Genomic DNA, 18,961 nt, shown 5'->3' with positions numbered 1-18,961 from the left:
AATCGCACAAAGCGAGTTTGTCAGCTTTCGCTAGCGTATTGTGACCCGGGTACTAGTGACACCGCTTTTCCCTTGTTACACTCCGCTATAAGAACAAGACATCTATGAAGGAATACTGAATGTACACTGCGGAAGAAAAGGCGCGTATTAAATGGGCTTGTCGTCGAGGCATGCTTGAGCTTGACGTGGTGATTATGCCGTTTTTCGAAGAGTGTTTTGACACTCTAACAGAACAAGAGCAGCGTGATTTTGTCTCTTTACTAGAATGTGACGATCCGGATTTGTTCACATGGGTGATGGGGCATGGTCGTAGCGAAAACTTAGGCCACGCTTCAATGGTTGATAAAATTGTCGCGCACAACCTCAGTAAAGTTCGTTAATCTCACGATTTATACCTCTTTAATCGCCCAAGTCTCTAACCAGCTTCTTCTCCATGGTTTAATTTGGGCGGTTATCTGCACTGATATCCCATTTATCTTATCGACCTATCTGTTATTAATGATCGCCAAATGCCAAAATCAAGGTACCTTTGTGCAGCCCTCTGCTCAAGGGCATTGGTATTTTCACCGCGATGGCGTGGTAAGAAACGCTTTTCAAACTTCTTTGTTGTCCAAAGTAGATACCTCCGCTGCAAGTTTTAAAGTCTCTTTTGAGTTAGAGTCCGGAGAGTGGGGAACGATTTGGCGAGATAGTTGCGCTGATGAGCAATACCGACAGCTTTGTTTGATATTACGTCAATGGAAAATGGGAGCTGATGCTCCCATTTGATGTTTTTATTTGTTTGGCGTCAGAATCGTTGGCCCACTATTTTCCAGCTGATTTGGGTAATCCAAGGTGTAGTGCAGGCCTCGGCTCTCTTTGCGCTGCATCGCACAACGTACCATCAGTTCTGCTACTTGCAGTAGATTACGAAGCTCCAGCAAGTTGTTCGAAACGCGGAAGTGACTATAGTACTCGTGTGTTTCTTGCTGCAACATTTGAATGCGGCGCAGTGCGCGTTCCAGACGCTTATCGGTACGTACGATGCCCATGTAATCCCACATAAATAGACGTAATTCATGCCAGTTATGCTGAATGATGACTTCTTCGTCACTGTTCGTCACTTGGCTTTCATCCCAGCAAGGCACTTGCGGTGCGAGCTCTACGTCGTGGTGGTGCTTAAGAATATCTTTTGCTGCCGACCAGGCATAAACCACACACTCCAGTAACGAGTTCGATGCCATACGGTTTGCGCCGTGCAAGCCGGTGTAGCTCACCTCGCCAATGGCATACAGATTTTTCAGATCGGTATTGCCGTTTTGATCCACCATGACGCCGCCACAGGTGTAGTGCGCTGCTGGTACAATCGGGATCGGCTCTTTGGTCATATCAATGCCCAAATCCATCAAGCGAGAGTAGATCGTAGGGAAGTGTTTGGTAATAAAGTCAGCTGGTTTGTGACTGATGTCTAAGTACATGCAGTCTGCGCCGAGGCGTTTCATCTCGAAGTCGATCGCACGGGCAACCACATCACGTGGTGCGAGTTCTTTACGTTCATCGAAATCTGGCATAAAACGTGAGCCGTCAGGGCGACGTAGGTATGCGCCTTCACCACGCAGAGCTTCTGTCAGTAGGAAATTACGCGCTTCAGGGTGGAATAAACAGGTTGGATGGAACTGATTGAATTCCATGTTCGCAACGCGACAGCCTGCACGCCACGCGATCGCAATACCATCGCCCGATGACACATCTGGGTTAGAGGTGTATTGGTAAACTTTGGAAGCGCCGCCCGTTGCGAGCACAACAAATTTTGCACGAACGGTTTCAACTTGCTCTTTGTTGCGATTCCAAATGTAAGCACCAATGACTTTGCTCTTATCACCACCGACTTTATCTTCGGTGATAAGGTCGAGTGCGTTGTGGCGCTCAAGAACATGAATGTTAGGGTGGTTGTGGGCGTTATCTTGCAGAGAGGTTTGCATTGCCATGCCTGTTGCATCGGCAGCGTGCAAAATACGGCGACGGCTATGGCCCCCTTCACGAGTTAGGTGATAGCGAGGCTTATCATCAGAATCGTCTTCTTCACGATCAAATGGTACACCGCCATCAATTAACCACTGCACACACTCTTTTGAGTTTTCGGCGATGAACTTGACGGTCTCTTCGTCACAGATGCCATCTCCAGCAATTTGTGTGTCTTCAACATGAGATTCAATGGTGTCGGACTCATCAAATACGGCTGCGATACCACCTTGCGCGTAATAGGTAGCCCCTTCGCTGCGTGGTCCCTTGCTGAGTACCATCACCTTACAGTGGTTGGCGACGCGTAAAGCCAACGACAAGCCCGCAGCGCCACTCCCTACCACTAATACGTCACATTCATGTTCACGATTTGTGTTCATATAACTTTTATAATCCCAAGCTAAGGTAACAAGGCTACCTTGTGTATATTTTGCACACCATGTGCGTTCCATTAACGCGACGTTCGTCGCTTAGGGCTAAGTTGGGAGACTGTTCTAAATCATCGTTTTTCTGGTGGCTTTAGCCACTCTATTTTATTGCACGTCAAAGACATACAAATTTGTCTGAGTGTTATTTGAATCTCGATGTTCGGATAGCCATTAGCCATGCAAGTGAAAAGTAATAGTTTGCCATTGCCATTGCTTTTCTAGTGTCTACCCAGCACAATCTGGGAGAGAGAGCATCTATTATACCCATTTCCCCTTAAGTATGCTCGCTTGTCACTATTAGACTTAGGTCAGACAAGGAGCGGGATTTGGTTGGTGGCATCACACTGTGAAAAAACAATGAGAAAAAATTGCGAAAGTGTGGAACTTTCTTATTCACGTAGCAGTCACAATAGTGCTCAAGTAAGCAGTGGTGTCAATACTACGTTTTGCATAATTAGTACCCATATCTGAGAAGAGTAGGGGCATAACAGATAGGAGTATCGGCTCGAATGAACGAGCAGCTGACCGATCAAGTATTGATTGAGCGAGTTCAGAATGGTGATAAGCAAGCATTCAACCTGCTGGTAATAAAGTATCAGAACAAGGTATGTAATCTTATTTCCAGATACGTAAGTAATCCTGGTGATGTTCCAGATGTAGCACAAGAAGCGTTTATCAAGGCTTACCGAGCTATCCCTAGTTTTCGTGGGGAGAGTGCGTTTTATACGTGGCTGTATCGCATTGCTGTGAATACTGCGAAAAATCACATCGTCGCTCAAGGGCGCAGACCACCAGCAAGCGATGTTGATGCTGAAGAAGCTGAATTTTACGAAACAGGTAATGCACTTAAAGAAATTTCGAACCCTGAGAACCTAACGTTGTCCAAAGAATTACAACGGGTAGTGTTCAGTGCTATCGAAGCCTTACCTGAAGATTTGAAGACAGCAATGACATTACGAGAGCTTGATGGCTTAAGTTATGAAGAAATTGCTGAAGTAATGGATTGTCCGGTGGGAACAGTACGATCACGTATCTTCCGTGCTCGTGAGGCGGTGGAAAAGAAAATCAAACCTCTTTTACAACGCTAGTACAAGTGATAACTATGGTGAAAACAATGGCTGACAAAGAAAAACTTTCAGCACTCATGGATGGAGAATTGGTTGATAAGGCTTTGATTCAAGAATTAGAGCAAGACCAAGAAAGTCGTGATGCTTGGCAGAACTATCATCTTATCGGTGATGTGATGCGAGGTGACGCGCCCGCAAAACCAGAGTGGAATATTGCTGAAAGCGTGGCGTTAGCGTTAGAAGGTGAACCTGTACATCGTGCTATTGATTCGCGCAGTGCGAATGTGATTTCAATCAGTGACACACTAAAAGAGTCGCAACCGGAACCACAGAAAGCCAAACGCCAGTTACCAGAATGGTTGACTCAGTTTGGGCAAGTTGCCGTTGCTGCATGTGTGTCATTGGCAGTGATTTTAGGTGTGCAACAATACGGTGGTAGTGACCCAATGTCACCACAAGCGGAGCAACTTCCAGTGCTTCAAACTGTGCCATTTGCAGGCAGTGCTGAGCCAGTGAGTTTGACGCGTGAATCCGTAGAGCGTTCTGTTGGTGAAGCCAATATGCAAGAGCAGCGTAAACGCGTACATGCTATGCTTCGTGATTACGAGCTGCAGCTAAGAATTAACAGTGATGCATCTCAGCAAGATGAACATCTGACACCGGATATTGAATGAATAAATTTCTGATCAGCGCTTGCGCTCTGTTCAGTCTGATGTCTTCGCATGCCTTTGCTGGTGATAAGCCAGCGGAGGCGTTGTTGCATCAAATGAGCGAGGCGAGTCAAAACCTAAGCTACGAACTCTCTTATATCCTCATCAAAAAGAACAGCATTGAACCCTTGTTGTATCGCCACGCGACTCATGGTCAAGACCAATACGCCCATCTTGTGTATCTGAGCGGCCCTGTGCGTGAGGTGATTCGTCGTGGCTCTGAAGTGAGTTATGTCGAAACGGGCGCGGAACCTTTTACCATCGAGTCCGGCAAGATGGTCGCACCAACGATGCCAATGCTGAACACCAATATTGATGAGTTGAATCTTTACTACGATTACGTGCAAGTAGGCCGTGCGCGCGAAGCTGGCGTGCCGACTCAAGTATTACGGATCGTACCAAAAGACGGTTTGCGCTATTCCTACGTGCTTTGGATTGATGAAAAGAGCAAACTGCCTCTACGCGCGGATCTTGTTGACCGCGATGGCGAGATGTTGGAGCAATACCGTACCATTTCCTACACGGTGAACCCTAAAATAGCAGAGCTGATGAGTGGGCTCCAAGATGTACAGCTTCCAGCCGTGTTGACAATGCCGAAAGGCGACAATGGAACCAGTAACTGGAATGTGGGCTGGACGCCAGCAGGTTTTCATCCCAACGAGCTAAATCGCTACCGTATGGCGGTGACCGATCAAATGGTAGAGAGCCAACTGTATTCTGATGGCTTATTCAGCTTCTCCGTGTATGTAGCAAACAAAGATGAACACTCGTTAAAAGGCCAGTTGGTTCGCCAAGGGCGTAGGACGTTACATAGCTTCATCAATGGCAACTATGAAATTTCAGTGGTGGGCGATATTCCACCCGCAACGGCTCAACGTATCGCACAATCGGTTACCTTTGATGTAGCAAAGAGTGAAGTACAATGATGACCGCATTAGCAACCGTGACAGGAGTTCAACGTCACGGTCAGCAATACGACGTTGACCTCAGCTGCGAGCAACAGACCAGTTGCAGCAGCTGTTCATCGCAAAAAAGCTGCGGAACAGGTGTGGTGACCAAAGCGATCGGCAACAAAACCTTGTCATGGCACCTGCGTACTGAAAAGTCTGTCAAAGTTGGTCAGGTGGTAGAAATCGGCTTTCCTGAATCGAGTTTGATCAAGTCAGCGATGGCGGTGTATCTTTTTCCTCTATTTGGGTTAATGATTGGTGCGCTTATTGGCCATGCTGCCTTTGCTCCGCTCACGGGAGGAGGTGAAGGGGTCATCATTATCACTTCAGTCTTGTTTGCCGCAGGTGGTATGTTTGTGGCGAAATGCGTTTCTCGTCCTTTAGAGGATGCGTCAAAACAACAAGTCACACTCATTCGAGTGCTTGGTGAGCCGATCCAATAGCTTGAGCCCCTCATTTTTGAGTCATTCAGGTATATACTTTAAAACAGGTGCGCCCGTTCACGAAATTGGGTAGAATCTGCCAACTTGATTGAAATGCCGTCAGCTGACGGCTTTCTTACTGTCCTTATTTGTAAAGAGTTAGTCACCCTAAATCTATGAAGCACATTCGTAACTTTTCGATTATCGCCCACATCGACCATGGTAAGTCGACCCTATCAGACCGTCTCATCCAAGTATGTGGAGGATTGAGCGATCGTGAAATGGCCGCACAGGTTCTGGATTCTATGGATCTTGAACGTGAGCGTGGTATCACCATTAAATCTCAGAGTGTGACGCTAAACTACACTGCTAAAAACGGTGAAACGTATCAGCTGAACTTCATCGATACTCCGGGACACGTTGACTTTGCGTACGAAGTATCACGCTCTCTAGCCGCTTGTGAAGGTGCGCTACTCGTGGTTGACGCCGGTCAGGGTGTAGAAGCTCAAACGCTCGCTAACTGTTACACCGCAATCGAAATGGATTTAGAGGTTGTGCCAATCCTTAACAAGATTGATCTACCAGCTGCGGATCCTGAGCGTGTAGCGGAAGAAATTGAAGAAATCGTTGGTATTGATGCGATGGAAGCAACCCGCTGTTCTGCGAAGACAGGCCTCGGTGTTGATGACGTACTTGAAAATATCGTATCAGCGATCCCTGCACCAGAAGGTGATCCAGATGCGCCACTGCAAGCGCTGATCATTGACTCATGGTTCGATAACTACCTTGGCGTTGTTTCTTTGGTTCGTATTAAAAACGGCTCTCTGAAGAAAAACGAAAAGATCAAAGTGATGAGCACTGGTCAAACTTGGGGTGTAGACCGTCTAGGTATCTTCACACCTAAGCAAGTAGATACCGATGTTCTAAATACTGGTGAAGTAGGCTGGGTAGTTTGTGGTATCAAAGACATCCTTGGTGCACCAGTTGGTGATACGCTGACACTAGCGAAAAACGGTAGCGATAAGCCACTACCCGGCTTTAAGAAAGTAAAACCTCAGGTATACGCGGGTTTGTTCCCAGTATCATCTGATGATTACGAAAACTTCCGTGACGCACTAGGCAAGCTAAGCTTAAATGACGCATCACTATTCTATGAGCCAGAAAACTCGGCTGCACTTGGTTTTGGTTTCCGTTGCGGCTTCCTTGGCATGCTGCACATGGAAATTATCCAAGAGCGTCTTGAGCGTGAATACGATCTTGATCTTATTACGACAGCACCGACCGTAGTTTACGAAGTTGAACAAACAAACGGTGACACCTTGTACGTAGATAGCCCAGCGAAGCTACCTGCAGTGAATGATATTGAACACATTCGTGAGCCTATCGCACGTTGTAATATTCTTGTACCAGCGGACTACCTAGGTAATGTTATTACCCTCTGTGTAGAGAAACGTGGTATGCAAGTCGATATGGTTTACCATGGTAACCAAGTTGCAGTGACGTATGATATTCCGATGGCAGAAGTGGTACTGGACTTCTTTGACCGTCTTAAGTCAACGTCTCGTGGTTACGCATCATTGGATTACAACTTCCAACGCTTTGAAGAATCAAACATGGTTCGTGTAGACGTTCTATTGAACGGTGATAAAGTGGATGCCCTGGCGATCATCACTCACAAAGATCAAGCACAAAGCCGTGGTCGTTTGTTGGTAGAGAAGATGAAAGAATTCATCCCTCGTCAGATGTTCGATATCGCAATCCAAGCGGCAATCGGTAACCACATCATCGCGCGCTCTACCGTAAAACAGCTGCGTAAGAACGTAATTGCGAAATGTTACGGTGGTGACGTGAGCCGTAAGAAGAAACTTCTGAAGAAACAGAAAGAAGGTAAGAAACGTATGAAGCAGATCGGTAACGTAGAGCTGCCTCAAGAAGCGTTCCTAGCGATTCTTCACGTGGGTAAAGACTAGAGTTGAACTTTATCTCACTCTTGTCTGTCATAAGACGTAGATAACAACATAAGTGAAAGGGTTTCGGCTCTTTCACTTTCGTATTTTTTAGATAAGGGAATTTAATGGCGAATACATTTTCACTGATCCTTGTTATCGTAACTTTGGTAACAGGCGTCGTTTGGCTACTGGAAAAGTTGGTGTTTGCGAAAAAGCGTCAGGCGAAAGTGGCAGAGATCCAAGCACAGACAGCAAATGGTCTGGATGCGGTGACGCTACAGAAAGTAGAAAGCCAACCTTGGTGGATAGAGAACAGCGTGTCTATCTTCCCAGTGATTGCATTCGTTTTAGTATTGCGTTCTTTTATCTATGAACCGTTCCAAATTCCCTCAGGGTCAATGATGCCAACCCTACTCGTAGGTGACTTCATTCTGGTGGAAAAATACGCGTATGGATTGAAAGATCCCGTATGGCGTACTCAACTAGTGGAAACGGGTAAGCCTGAGCGTGGCGATATCGTGGTATTCAAATACCCACCTCAACCCAACATTGATTATATCAAGCGCGTTGTTGGTCTACCGGGCGATACGGTTCGTTACTCAGAGGGTAAAGACCTGTGTATCAAAGCAAAAGGCGAGTCGGTTTGTAAGCCGGTGAAATTGAGTAATGTAGAAGAAAGCCCATTTATTCAAAATGGCATTCCTCTGATTCAAATGAACGAAAAGTTGGGTGATGTATCCCATCAAGTTTTGGTTAACCCACTGTCTCGAGACCGAGTACAGAGCTACCAGCCACGCCCTGGAGTGAATGAGTGGGTTGTACCGCAAGGTCAGTACTTTGTGATGGGTGATAACCGTGACAACAGTGCTGACAGCCGTTACTGGGGCTTTGTACCAGAAGCAAACTTAGTCGGAAAAGCGGTTGCTATCTGGATAAGCTTTGAGTTTGAGCGCGGTGCAGACAGCGTTCTACCTTCATGGATTCCAACCGGTGTGCGTTTTAACCGCATCGGCGGTATTCACTAACCATTTAATATCGAGAGAGTATGAATTCTCCAATTGATAAACTAGAGAGAAAGCTTGGCTACCAGTTTAATGATGCTGAGCTTATCAACCTGGCGCTGACTCACCGCAGCGCCAACAGCAAGCACAACGAACGTCTTGAGTTTCTGGGCGATTCAATTTTAAGTTTTGTCATCGCTGATGATCTGTACCATCGTTTCCCAAAAGTAAACGAAGGTGACATGAGCCGCATGCGCGCCACTTTGGTTCGCGGACATACATTGGCTGAGCTGGGTCGTGAATTCGGTCTAGGAGATTACTTAAAATTAGGTCCAGGTGAATTGAAGAGTGGTGGTTTCCGCCGAGACTCTATTCTAGCCGATGCGGTAGAAGCCATTATTGGTGCGATTTACCTTGATAGTGATCTTGAAGTTGTGCGTGGTATTGTACTGAGTTGGTACAACAGTCGTCTTGAGGCGATTAAGCCAGGCGTATCACAGAAAGATCCAAAAACTCGCCTACAAGAGTTCCTGCAAGGCAGAAGAAAACCACTGCCAGCTTACACAGTGACTAATATTAAAGGTGAAGCGCACAACCAAGAGTTCACGGTTGAGTGTGAAGTAGCAGGTGTGGATAAGCCTGTCATTGGTAAAGGCACCAGCCGCCGCAAGGCAGAACAAGCGGCTGCAGAAACAGCACTTGAGCAATTAACGAATGGCTGATAACGAATTCGATATCGATGCATATTTTGCATCACCTGGTGAGCAAAGTTCACCAGAGAACCAACATTGTGGCTTCATTGCTATTGTTGGCCGCCCTAACGTAGGTAAATCGACACTTCTGAATAAAATCTTGGGTCAGAAAATTTCGATCACGTCACGTAAGCCGCAAACAACACGTCACCGTATTATGGGCGTGGATACGGACGGTGATTACCAAGCGATTTACGTTGATACACCAGGACTTCACATTGAAGAAAAGCGTGCGATCAACCGTTTAATGAACCGTGCGGCAAACTCGTCTTTGAGTGATGTGAACTTGGTGTTTTTCTTAGTTGATGGTACGCATTGGACCAAAGACGACGAGATGGTACTGAATAAGCTTCAAAAATCGAACTTCCCAGTTGTCCTGTGTGTAAACAAAGTCGATAACGTGCAAGATCGTAACGAAGTGATGATGCACATGGCTGACATGTCTAAGAAAATGGACTTTGTTGACGTTGTGCCAATCTCTGCGAAGCAAGGTAAGAATATCGATGTGCTGCGCAAGCATGTGCGTGATCACTTACCAAAAGCGACGCATCACTTCCCTGAAGAGTATGTGACAGACCGCTCTCAGCGTTTCATGGCGTCTGAAATTGTTCGCGAAAAGCTGATGCGTTTTACCGGTGATGAACTGCCATACTCGGTAACGGTTGAAATCGAACGCTTCGATTACAACCCTGAAACCGACGGCTTCCACATCAATGCCTTGATTCTTGTTGAGCGCAGTGGCCAGAAGAAGATGGTGATTGGTAAAGGTGGCGAGAAGATCAAGACCATTGGTCGCGAAGCGCGTCTAGATATGGAAGAGCTGTTTGGTCGTAAGGTATACCTAGAGACTTGGGTAAAAGTGAAATCTGGTTGGGCAGACGACGAACGTGCACTGCGCTCACTAGGCTACATCGACGACCTATAAGCTTGGCTGCGAAGATACTTCGCTCCAACATCGATTAACATTCAATATCGATTAAAATAAGGAGCCTTTGGCTCCTTATTTTTTATTACCGACTTAGGCACACTGATTGAAATGAGCAACCAGTCTTCAGAAGGCTTTCAACGCTGCTTTGTATTGCATCGACGCCCTTACAGTGAATCGAGCTTAATCCTTGATGTATTCAGTGAGGAGTATGGGCGGGTCACGTTAATGGCAAAAGGTGCACGCAGTAAACGCTCCAATCTAAAAGGAGCGCTGCAGCCTTTCACGCCTTTGTTACTCAAATGGTCTGGCAAAGGCTCAATGAAAACTTTGCGTCAAGCAGAGCCCATTAGCCTTGGTTTACCTCTGAGTGGAATCCATCTTTATTCTGCAATGTATGTGAATGAGTTGATCGGTCGCGTACTGATGGCAGAAGTACCAATGCCCGCTCTATTTCATGACTATCTACATGCATTAACAGAGCTTGCTCAGTGTGATAACCCAGAGCCGGGATTGCGTCGTTTTGAACTAGCACTTCTATCTGCGATGGGTTATGGGGTCGACTTTTTGCACTGCGCCGGTACAGGTGAGCCTGTTGATCCTGATATGACCTATCGTTATCGTGAGCAAAAGGGATTCATCGCTTCGGTAAGGCGCGATAACCTGACTTTTTTAGGCAACGAATTGATAGCGATTAGTGAACGGCGTTTCGTCACTAAAGAGCAATTAAAAGCGGCGAAACGCTTTACACGACTAGCATTAAAGCCGTATCTTGGCGGCAAACCTTTAAAAAGTCGCGAATTATTTATTCAGACCAGAGCACGGAGTAATGGAAAATGAGCTCAATCTACTTAGGCGTTAATATCGATCATATTGCTACTCTTCGTAATGCACGTGGTACGAAATACCCAGATCCTGTACACGCAGCAGAGATTGCAGAGCGCGCAGGTGCGGACGGCATTACGATTCACTTGCGTGAAGATCGCCGCCATATTAATGATCGTGATGTGCGTATCCTAAGAGAAACCATTCAGACTCGTATGAACTTAGAAATGGCGGTGACGGATGAGATGGTTGAGATTGCACTTCAAACTCAACCTGAGTTTGTTTGTCTGGTACCTGAAAAGCGTGAAGAATTGACGACAGAAGGCGGTCTGGATGTGGTTGGTCAACTTGAAAAAGTGAAAGCGGCCACCCAAAAACTGACCGAAGCAGGCATCAAAGTGTCGCTGTTCATTGATGCTGACCGTCAGCAAATCGATGCAGCAAAAGCATGTGGTGCACCATACATTGAACTTCACACAGGTCACTACGCAGACGCGGCAACAGAAGTAGACCAGCAAGACGAACTAAAGAAAATCGCAGCAGGCGCAAGCTACGCTGACAACCTAGGCATCATTGTTAATGCAGGCCATGGTCTGACTTACCACAACGTTGCACCTATTGCGGCTCTGCCAGAAATTTACGAGCTAAATATCGGTCACTCGATCATTGGTCGTGCAGTATTCGATGGTCTAGAAAAATCTGTGGCCGAAATGAAAGCCATCATGGTTGCCGCGCGCAAATAATCAGATTTCAGCATGGCAATTTTAGGATTAGGCACTGACATCGCTGAGATTGAGCGCATCGAGAAGGCGCTTGCTCGAACTGGTGAGCCGTTTGCAAAACGCGTCCTTACACAAGAGGAAATGGCAAAGTTTGCTGAACTGAAGCAAAAGGGACGTTACCTTGCGAAGCGTTTTGCAGTAAAGGAAGCGGCATCAAAAGCTCTGGGAACGGGCATTGCCAAAGGTGTGACCTTCCATGATTTTACTGTCTCCAATGATGAGTTTGGTAAGCCAGTGTTGACTTTATCTGGTGTTGCAAAGCAAATCACAGAGTCGATGGGCGTCAATCATGTTCATCTGTCGATTTCTGATGAGCGTCATTACGCGGTCGCGACGGTGATTTTTGAATCCTAACTTGTCTGATTGCGGATTAAAAACCGAATACGAAAAAGCCAGAGTCGATGCTCTGGCTTTTTTATTGCGTTGATTTATGAAGCTATTCTCTATTGTTCAAGATAGAGCTTCGCCGTTGTGGTGACTTTAATCATCTCATCTTGTAGCTCGAACATTTCCGGCTCGATGTCTTCGATGTCAGCACCTGAGCACAGCGCTTGCTCTAACGTTGCACACAATGACTTCAACCTTGGTACGCCGCAGTAAGAGCTGCTGCCGTGAAGTTTATGCACCACATGGATAAGATCATCACGCGAGAAATCTTCTTGTACTAATGCTTGATCGACCACTTCTTCCACCTCAGGAATAAAATCAATCAACATACGCAGCATGTCTTTGGCTAAGTCTTCTTTGTTGGCACTTTGCTTCAATGCCGCTTGCCAGTCGATGATGACGTCTTGTTGTGGTTTTTCTATCGCTGGTGGTGCTGTCTCTACAACAGGCTCTACATAAGATGGCGCAATCTTGTCGACACTTTCAGTACAAGTATTTGGGTTCCAGTGAACCAAAACCTGCTGCAACACATGCTCTTCAATTGGTTTGGTCAGGTAGTCGTCCATGCCAGCAGCCAGAAGTCGGTCACGCTCGCCCGCCATAGCGTGAGCGGTCACCGCAATTACTGGGGTATCTTTGTTAAGATCTAGCTCTTTGATGTGCTGACAAGCGGTCACTCCGTCCATCAATGGCATTTGGATGTCCATAAAGATCAGATCGTATTTCTTCTCGGTCGCGAGGTTCACTGCTTGCTGACCATTGCTGCACGCTGTCACCGTTTCGACACGCTCTTTTAGTAACGCAGCGATCAGTTTTAAGTTGGCCGGATTGTCATCAACAGCGAGTACCGTTAGTGGCAATCGCTCGCTTTCTAACGCCTCAATGGGTGTTACCTCAGGTTGAGGTGCTTCAGTGTGCTCAGAGATGAGGCTTTGCAATAGCTTACGGCGCGACAATGGTTTAGTTAGACATTGAATTTGGAGCGTATTCATGACTTGATCGGCCAGTGCAAGCTCGGTACTTGGCGTTCCCATTATCACACTCGGAGCCATACGTTTGGCTTGCTCAATCCAAGCGGTCACCGACTCTTCGTCATAAGTTTGGTTGGCTGCAAGGTTAAGCAATACGTAGTCGTAGTGTTCGTCATTTTCCGGAAGTGATGAACGATAAGTGACTATCATGCCTTCTTGGTTCAAGAGTTGCTGTGTCACGGATGCAGCTTGCATGTTGGGTTCGACTAATAGCAGTTGCTTACCAGTGAGCAATTCTACGTCAATCAGATCGCTCATCGGCATTTCAGTCGAGCTGAGACGCAGCGTAAACCAGAAGGTTGAACCTTGGTGCAGACGACTGGTAAGGCTGATTTCGCCCTCCATTTGACTGACCAGTTTTTGCGTGATGACCAAGCCAAGGCCAGTTCCACCATAGCGACGAGAAATACTCGCATCTGCTTGGCTAAAGGCTTGGAATAACTGCGCTTGTTGACGCTCTGAAATACCAATTCCCGTATCACGCACCATAAATTGTAGCTCGACAGAGTCAGCAGATTGAGAGCGCATCTCGACGCTGATATCGATGTTGCCACGCTCAGTAAATTTGATCGAGTTGCCGACCAAGTTGGTTAAGATTTGTTGGATGCGTAGTGGATCACCGACGAGACCCTGTGGGAGCTTCGGATCGACTTTTAACGTGATTTCCAGACCTTTTTCATGCGCGCTAGTCGCTTGTAAGCTGATGACTTCCTCTAGGCTTTCTCGGAAGTTAAATGGGATGTTTTCTAGTGCCAGTTTACCTGCTTCCAGTTTTGAGAAGTCAAGAATGTCATTGATGATATTCAGCAGGTTGTTGGCGGATTTTTCAATTGTTTGCAGATAATCCGTTTGACTGTTTGACAACTGGGTCTTCAACATTTGTCGAGTAAAGCCGATCACACCATTGAGAGGTGTACGCAGTTCGTGAGACATATTGGCTAAGAATTCAGATTTTACGCGAGCAGCTTCTTGTGCTCGTTTCTTCGCGATATCCAATTCGACGTTCTGAATTTCGAGCTGTTCTAACGTTTCACGTAAATCGGAAGTTGCTTGGTCTATACTGTGTTGCATCTCCACGTGGTACTCAGACAGCGAGACCGCCATGGCGTTGATGCCGTTCTTCAGTTGATCCAATTCGCCATGCATTTTTCCTTCAATACGCACATCTAGGTGGCCGCGGCGAATTCTATCCACGACGTTCTTCATATGAGTGATCGGCTGAGTGACGTCGTGCATTAGGCGAGAGGCAAATATACTGGCTAAGCTAATGCCAAGAACCAGTACGAGGAAAGCAGAGAAAACTTCTTGGTATTGCTGTAAGCGAAGTGTTGAGAGGTCCATTTCCACAGCAATGTAGCCAATAGCTTTGGAAGCTTGGCCCTCGTTAGAGAGAGCGGATAAGTAACGACCTTCTGACAAAATGGGGACGCGAAGGATAAGGGCGTTATCAAATATTTCTGAATTACCCAGTTGAGGAATGGGCTGATCTTTTGGAAACGTCAGAGCTTCAAAATCGGGATGAAAGTTAGAGGTAACAAACAGTTCATGCTGTTCATCAAATACGGCAATACTGCGTACCAACTTTGAGTTTTTGCGGTGCGTATAACTAATCAGTCGGCGAACAGCTTCTCGACTTTCAGAAAGTAAGTGGGCTTCACTGGCAATGGCAAGCGGTTCGATAATGCTGTTACCGGTGGTGATCACTTGTGTCTCGAGGTCTTGGTAGCGATTAAATGAGAAAAAACCGCTCAGTAATAAACCAATAATGAGTGTGGGCGCGAGAGTGAGTGTAATTACGCGTGCTCGTAAGCCATATCTGGTCATGTTATCTGATTACATCGGGGGCTGGATATGGGAAAATAACGCATCATTGCTCAAGTATCATAATTAACTTGAGTATAAGTGGCGTCACCGAATAAACGGTAAGCATAATCAAGTCACTCGAATCACACAACGGCTGCAATCAAGAATAGTGAAGCCGTAGAGCAATTAGACACAAATCAGGCACAGAGCATGGCACGTATCTTTCAACCTAAAAAGAAAACGCAACTAAATACTCGTCACCAAGCGGTGCAGGTGGAGCGTTTGGATCACCACGGCGCAGGCATTGCTTACCTTAAAAATAAGCCCTTATTCATTAATGGCGCTCTACCGGGTGAGGAAGTGGTTACCCAATTGGTGGAAGAGAAGAGCAAATTTGCACGCGGTCAGTTGATTCAAGTTATTCAACCGAGTGAAGCGCGTGTCGAGCCATTCTGTCCGCACTACCATGAATGCGGTGGATGTGACTTACAGCATCTTAATTATGACCAACAATTGACACATAAACAGCAGACGCTCCGCCAGCTAATGCGAAAATTCGCGGGTAGCGATATTGAGCTCGATGCGCCGATATTGGGTGAATCGCTCGGCTATCGTCGCCGTGCGCGAGTCAGTCTATTTGTAGACAAGAAAACGCGCCAATTGCATTTTGGTTTCCGTAAGAAGCAAAGCAAGCAAATCGCGCAAGTGACAGACTGCCCAGTGCTAGCGCCTGAGTTGAATGTGCTATTGCCAGAAATCTACTCGACGTTAAAAGCGTTTAGGAAACCAGAGCAGCTAGGTCACGTAGAGTTGGTGCTAGGCGACAATTGCCCATGTATTACATTGCGCCATCTAAGCAAGCTGACTGAAAAAGAAACCAACACGCTGGTGGAATTGGCGAAGTGTCATCATGCAGCGCTCTATCTGATGCCAGAAAGGGATCAGCTTGATTTGATTGAAGGTGAAGCACCTTTCTATCAAGAAGCTGGTGTCACCGTGCCATTTACGCCAAATAACTTTATTCAAGTGAACCAAGCGGTGAACCAAAAAATGGTGGCGCAAGCGTTGGAGTGGTTAGACCCACAAAGTGACGAGCGAGTGTTAGATTTGTTTTGCGGTCTAGGAAACTTCAGCCTACCAATTGCCAAGCGAGCGAAGCACGTCGTGGGGGTTGAGGGTGTCGCTGAGATGGTGGCAAAGGCAGCAAATAATGCCTCCTTGAACCAAATCAATAACGCACAATTTTATCACGCTAACCTTGAGGAAGATTTTGAGGGGCAAGTTTGGGCGGCAGAACAGTTCGACAAAGTGCTGCTTGATCCCGCAAGAGCTGGTGCGAGTGGGATCATCGATCAAGTTTCTGCACTTGGCGCACAGCGTGTAGTTTATGTTTCTTGCAATCCTGCTACCCTTGCAAGGGATAGTCAGAGCTTACTAGAACAAGGCTATCAATTAACCAAATTGGGTATGCTGGACATGTTCCCTCATACTAGCCATTTAGAGTCGATGGCACTATTTGAAAAGTCTTAACCTTTAAGACGTTGGCCACTTACTTGTGGTGAGTGGTCAAAAAGCCTGCGCATAACGCGGGGCACTAGAACTAACCTGGATGGTGATAGTCAAACCACACAAATATAATAATTAGGATGATGAGATGGTTGCGGTAAGAAGCGCGCATTTAAACCAAGACGAACAGTTTGAACTTGATAACTGGGTGGCTAGCCTAGGGCAAGAGAAGAACACAGCAAAACGCTTAGCTGAAGTGTATCGAGACTGCCAAACGATTTTGGTCGATCACGAACAGGCTGAGCTATTGTTGTGGCGTGGACGAGAGATGATCGAGATCTTGATCACCTTGTCGATGGATAAAGCGACGTTAATCGCTGCCCAACTGTTTCCTTTGGTCTCTAGTGGTGCTTTTGACAGAGAAGCACTGGAAGAGAAATACAGCAAAGAAATCATTAAATTGATTGATGGTGTCGAGGAAATGGCAGCCATCGGACAACTTAATGTGACCATGGACGGCGGTGCGGCGTCGTCTCAAGTGGATAACGTTCGTCGTATGCTGTTAGCGATGGTCGACGATTTTCGCTGCGTGGTCATCAAGCTGGCTGAGCGTATCTGCAACCTGATTGAAGTCAAACAAGCGCCAGATGAGGTGCGATGTGCAGCCGCAAAAGAGTGTGCCAACATCTATGCGCCACTTGCTAACCGTCTTGGTATTGGTCAGCTGAAATGGGAAATAGAAGATTACGCATTTCGTTACCAACAACCTGAAACCTATAAGCAAATCGCTAAGCAGCTTTCTGAGCGCCGTATTGTACGTGAACAGTACATTAAAGACTTTGTTGATGACCTCACTCAAGAAATGAACACTTTTGGCATCAACGCTGAAGTCAGTGGTCGTCCAAAGCATATTTACAGTATCTGGCGAAAAATGCAGAAGAAAAGTCTGGCATTTGATGAATTGTTTGACGTACGTGCAGTACGTATCATCGCCGACAAACTTCAAGACTGTTATGCCGCACTTGGTGTGGTTCACACCAAATACAAGCACTTGCCAAATGAGTTTGACGACTATGTCGCCAACCCAAAACCAAATGGTTACCAATCAATTCACACCGTCATCCTTGGTCCGGAAGGTAAGACAATAGAGATCCAGATCCGAACCAAGCAAATGCATGAAGAGTCGGAGCTGGGTGTCGCTGCGCACTGGAAATACAAAGAAGGTGCAAGTACTCGCAGCGGCTACGACGAGAAGATTACATGGTTACGTAAGCTACTGGATTGGCAAGAAGAGATGTCCGATTCTGGCGAAATGCTGGATGAGCTACGCAGTCAGGTATTCGATGACCGCGTGTATGCCTTTACCCCGCGTGGCGATGTTGTCGACTTGCCAATGGGCGCGACGCCACTTGATTTCGCCTACCACATTCACTCAGAAGTGGGCCACCGTTGTATCGGCGCCAAAGTTGCGGGGCGAATCGTACCATTTACCCACAAACTGCAAATGGGCGATCAGGTAGAAATCATCACTCAGAAAGAACCGAATCCATCACGTGATTGGTTAAACCCTTCTTTAGGTTTCGTCACATCAGGCCGCGCGCGTGCGAAAATCAATGCATGGTTCCGTAAGCAAAGCCGTGAGAAGAACCTAGAAGCCGGCCGTGAAATTCTTGAACATGAGTTAGCAAAAATTGGTGCAACGCTCAAAGATGCAGAGCACTACGCGGTGAAGCGCTTTAACGTCAACAGTGCGGATGAGCTTTACGTTGGCATTGGTAGTGGTGATTTGCGAATTAACCAAATTGTTAACCATATTAATGCATTAGTTAATAAGCCAACAGCCGAAGAAGAAGACAAGCAAGCGCTCGAAAAGCTGCAAGAAGCAGAGGGTAAAGCACCCGCACAAAGCCGACCACAAAAAGATGCCGTGGTTGTCGAGGGGGTCGATAACCTGATGACGCACCTTGCGCGTTGCTGTCAGCCAATCCCAGGTGATGAAATCGCAGGGTACATCACCCAAGGTCGAGGTATTTCGGTTCACCGCAGTGATTGTGAACAGCTTGATGAGCTTCGCCATCATGCACCAGAACGTATCATCGATACCGTATGGGGTGGCGGCTATGTTGGCTCATACATCCTGACCGTTCGCGTTGAAGCGATGGAACGTGGCGGTCTACTAAAAGACATCACCACACTGTTTGCCAACGAAAAAATCAAAGTCACCAGCATGAAGAGCCGCGTCGATTACCGTACGCAAATGTCGATCATGGACTTTGATCTTGAAGTCACCAACCTTGAAGTGTTCTCTCGCGTATCGAAACGCGTTGAGCAGATTAAGGATGTCATGTCGGTAAAACGCCTCGGCTAAAATTCTCGTCATACTTGAAGCTGATAGCGTTGTTGCCTGCGCTCACTCCGGAGT

At 46.7% G+C, this 18,961-nt stretch carries 17 protein-coding genes; 15 read left to right on the top strand and 2 right to left on the bottom strand.

From position 1 onward, the window contains the following. Positions 1-119 precede the first annotated feature (119 nt). Entirely contained in the window at positions 120-380 is a 261-nt protein-coding gene (locus ACVA54_RS16620; protein WP_099080718.1) for an FAD assembly factor SdhE, read from the top strand. Between the two features lie 118 nt (positions 381-498). After that, positions 499-768: a hypothetical protein gene (locus ACVA54_RS16615; RefSeq protein WP_099080719.1), complete on the top strand. Its 270-nt coding sequence runs from the start codon at positions 499-501 to the stop codon at positions 766-768. Positions 769-773: 5 nt separating this feature from the next. Here ACVA54_RS16615 and nadB read toward each other — a convergent pair whose 3' ends face one another. Further along, the gene (gene nadB / locus ACVA54_RS16610; protein WP_099080752.1) at positions 774-2,381 is read right to left on the bottom strand and encodes an L-aspartate oxidase; all 1,608 of its coding nucleotides are present in this window, start codon (positions 2,379-2,381) and stop codon (positions 774-776) included. A gap of 557 nt (positions 2,382-2,938) precedes the next feature. Here nadB and rpoE point away from each other — a divergent pair. The 11 genes from rpoE to acpS all read left to right on the top strand — a co-directional run bounded on the left by rpoE (position 2,939) and on the right by acpS (position 12,166). Then, complete coding sequence (gene rpoE, locus ACVA54_RS16605; protein WP_099080720.1) at positions 2,939-3,517, top strand: RNA polymerase sigma factor RpoE; 579 nt, start codon at positions 2,939-2,941, stop codon at positions 3,515-3,517. 26 nt (positions 3,518-3,543) lie between these two features. After that, positions 3,544-4,170, top strand: coding sequence for a sigma-E factor negative regulatory protein (locus tag ACVA54_RS16600; RefSeq protein WP_172438180.1), 627 nt, complete (start codon positions 3,544-3,546; stop codon positions 4,168-4,170). After that, the gene (gene rseB / locus ACVA54_RS16595; protein WP_099080722.1) at positions 4,167-5,132 is read left to right on the top strand and encodes a sigma-E factor regulatory protein RseB; all 966 of its coding nucleotides are present in this window, start codon (positions 4,167-4,169) and stop codon (positions 5,130-5,132) included. Before ACVA54_RS16600 ends, rseB begins: the two co-directional genes overlap by 4 nt. After that, positions 5,129-5,599, top strand: a complete 471-nt coding sequence (locus ACVA54_RS16590; RefSeq protein ID WP_099080723.1) for a SoxR reducing system RseC family protein — start codon at positions 5,129-5,131, stop codon at positions 5,597-5,599. The genes rseB and ACVA54_RS16590 overlap by 4 nt, the downstream gene beginning before the upstream one ends. Positions 5,600-5,754: 155 nt before the next feature. Further along, complete coding sequence (lepA, locus tag ACVA54_RS16585; RefSeq protein WP_099080724.1) at positions 5,755-7,548, top strand: translation elongation factor 4; 1,794 nt, start codon at positions 5,755-5,757, stop codon at positions 7,546-7,548. A gap of 104 nt (positions 7,549-7,652) precedes the next feature. Beyond that, positions 7,653-8,552 carry a signal peptidase I gene (lepB, locus tag ACVA54_RS16580; RefSeq protein WP_099080725.1) on the top strand — a complete coding sequence of 300 codons (900 nt, stop codon included), beginning with the start codon at positions 7,653-7,655 and terminating at the stop codon, positions 8,550-8,552. 20 nt (positions 8,553-8,572) lie between these two features. Beyond that, positions 8,573-9,250: a ribonuclease III gene (rnc, locus tag ACVA54_RS16575; protein WP_099080726.1), complete on the top strand. Its 678-nt coding sequence runs from the start codon at positions 8,573-8,575 to the stop codon at positions 9,248-9,250. Next, positions 9,243-10,205, top strand: coding sequence for a GTPase Era (gene era / locus ACVA54_RS16570; RefSeq protein ID WP_099080727.1), 963 nt, complete (start codon positions 9,243-9,245; stop codon positions 10,203-10,205). Before rnc ends, era begins: the two co-directional genes overlap by 8 nt. Before the next feature lie 111 nt (positions 10,206-10,316). Beyond that, positions 10,317-11,045 (top strand): DNA repair protein RecO, encoded by a 729-nt coding sequence (recO, locus tag ACVA54_RS16565; protein WP_099080728.1) that lies wholly within the window; start codon positions 10,317-10,319, stop codon positions 11,043-11,045. After that, the gene (gene pdxJ, locus ACVA54_RS16560) at positions 11,042-11,773 is read left to right on the top strand and encodes a pyridoxine 5'-phosphate synthase (RefSeq protein WP_099080729.1); all 732 of its coding nucleotides are present in this window, start codon (positions 11,042-11,044) and stop codon (positions 11,771-11,773) included. Before recO ends, pdxJ begins: the two co-directional genes overlap by 4 nt. Positions 11,774-11,785: 12 nt before the next feature. Further along, the gene (gene acpS / locus ACVA54_RS16555) at positions 11,786-12,166 is read left to right on the top strand and encodes a holo-ACP synthase (RefSeq protein ID WP_099080730.1); all 381 of its coding nucleotides are present in this window, start codon (positions 11,786-11,788) and stop codon (positions 12,164-12,166) included. A gap of 89 nt (positions 12,167-12,255) precedes the next feature. Here the strand turns inward: acpS and barA are convergent, their stop codons facing one another. Next, complete coding sequence (gene barA / locus ACVA54_RS16550; RefSeq protein WP_099080731.1) at positions 12,256-15,054, bottom strand: two-component sensor histidine kinase BarA; 2,799 nt, start codon at positions 15,052-15,054, stop codon at positions 12,256-12,258. A gap of 189 nt (positions 15,055-15,243) precedes the next feature. Here barA and rlmD point away from each other — a divergent pair, with 189 nt between their 5' ends. Further along, positions 15,244-16,563 (top strand): 23S rRNA (uracil(1939)-C(5))-methyltransferase RlmD, encoded by a 1,320-nt coding sequence (rlmD, locus tag ACVA54_RS16545; protein ID WP_446649760.1) that lies wholly within the window; start codon positions 15,244-15,246, stop codon positions 16,561-16,563. A gap of 124 nt (positions 16,564-16,687) precedes the next feature. After that, positions 16,688-18,907, top strand: coding sequence for a GTP diphosphokinase (relA, locus tag ACVA54_RS16540; RefSeq protein ID WP_099080733.1), 2,220 nt, complete (start codon positions 16,688-16,690; stop codon positions 18,905-18,907). Positions 18,908-18,961 lie beyond the last annotated feature (54 nt).

It is taken from the genome of Vibrio sp. PNB23_22_6 (genome assembly GCF_052877535.1).
Note: the sequence above shows the minus strand (reverse complement) of the source record. Positions and strands in the feature narration are given on the sequence as shown.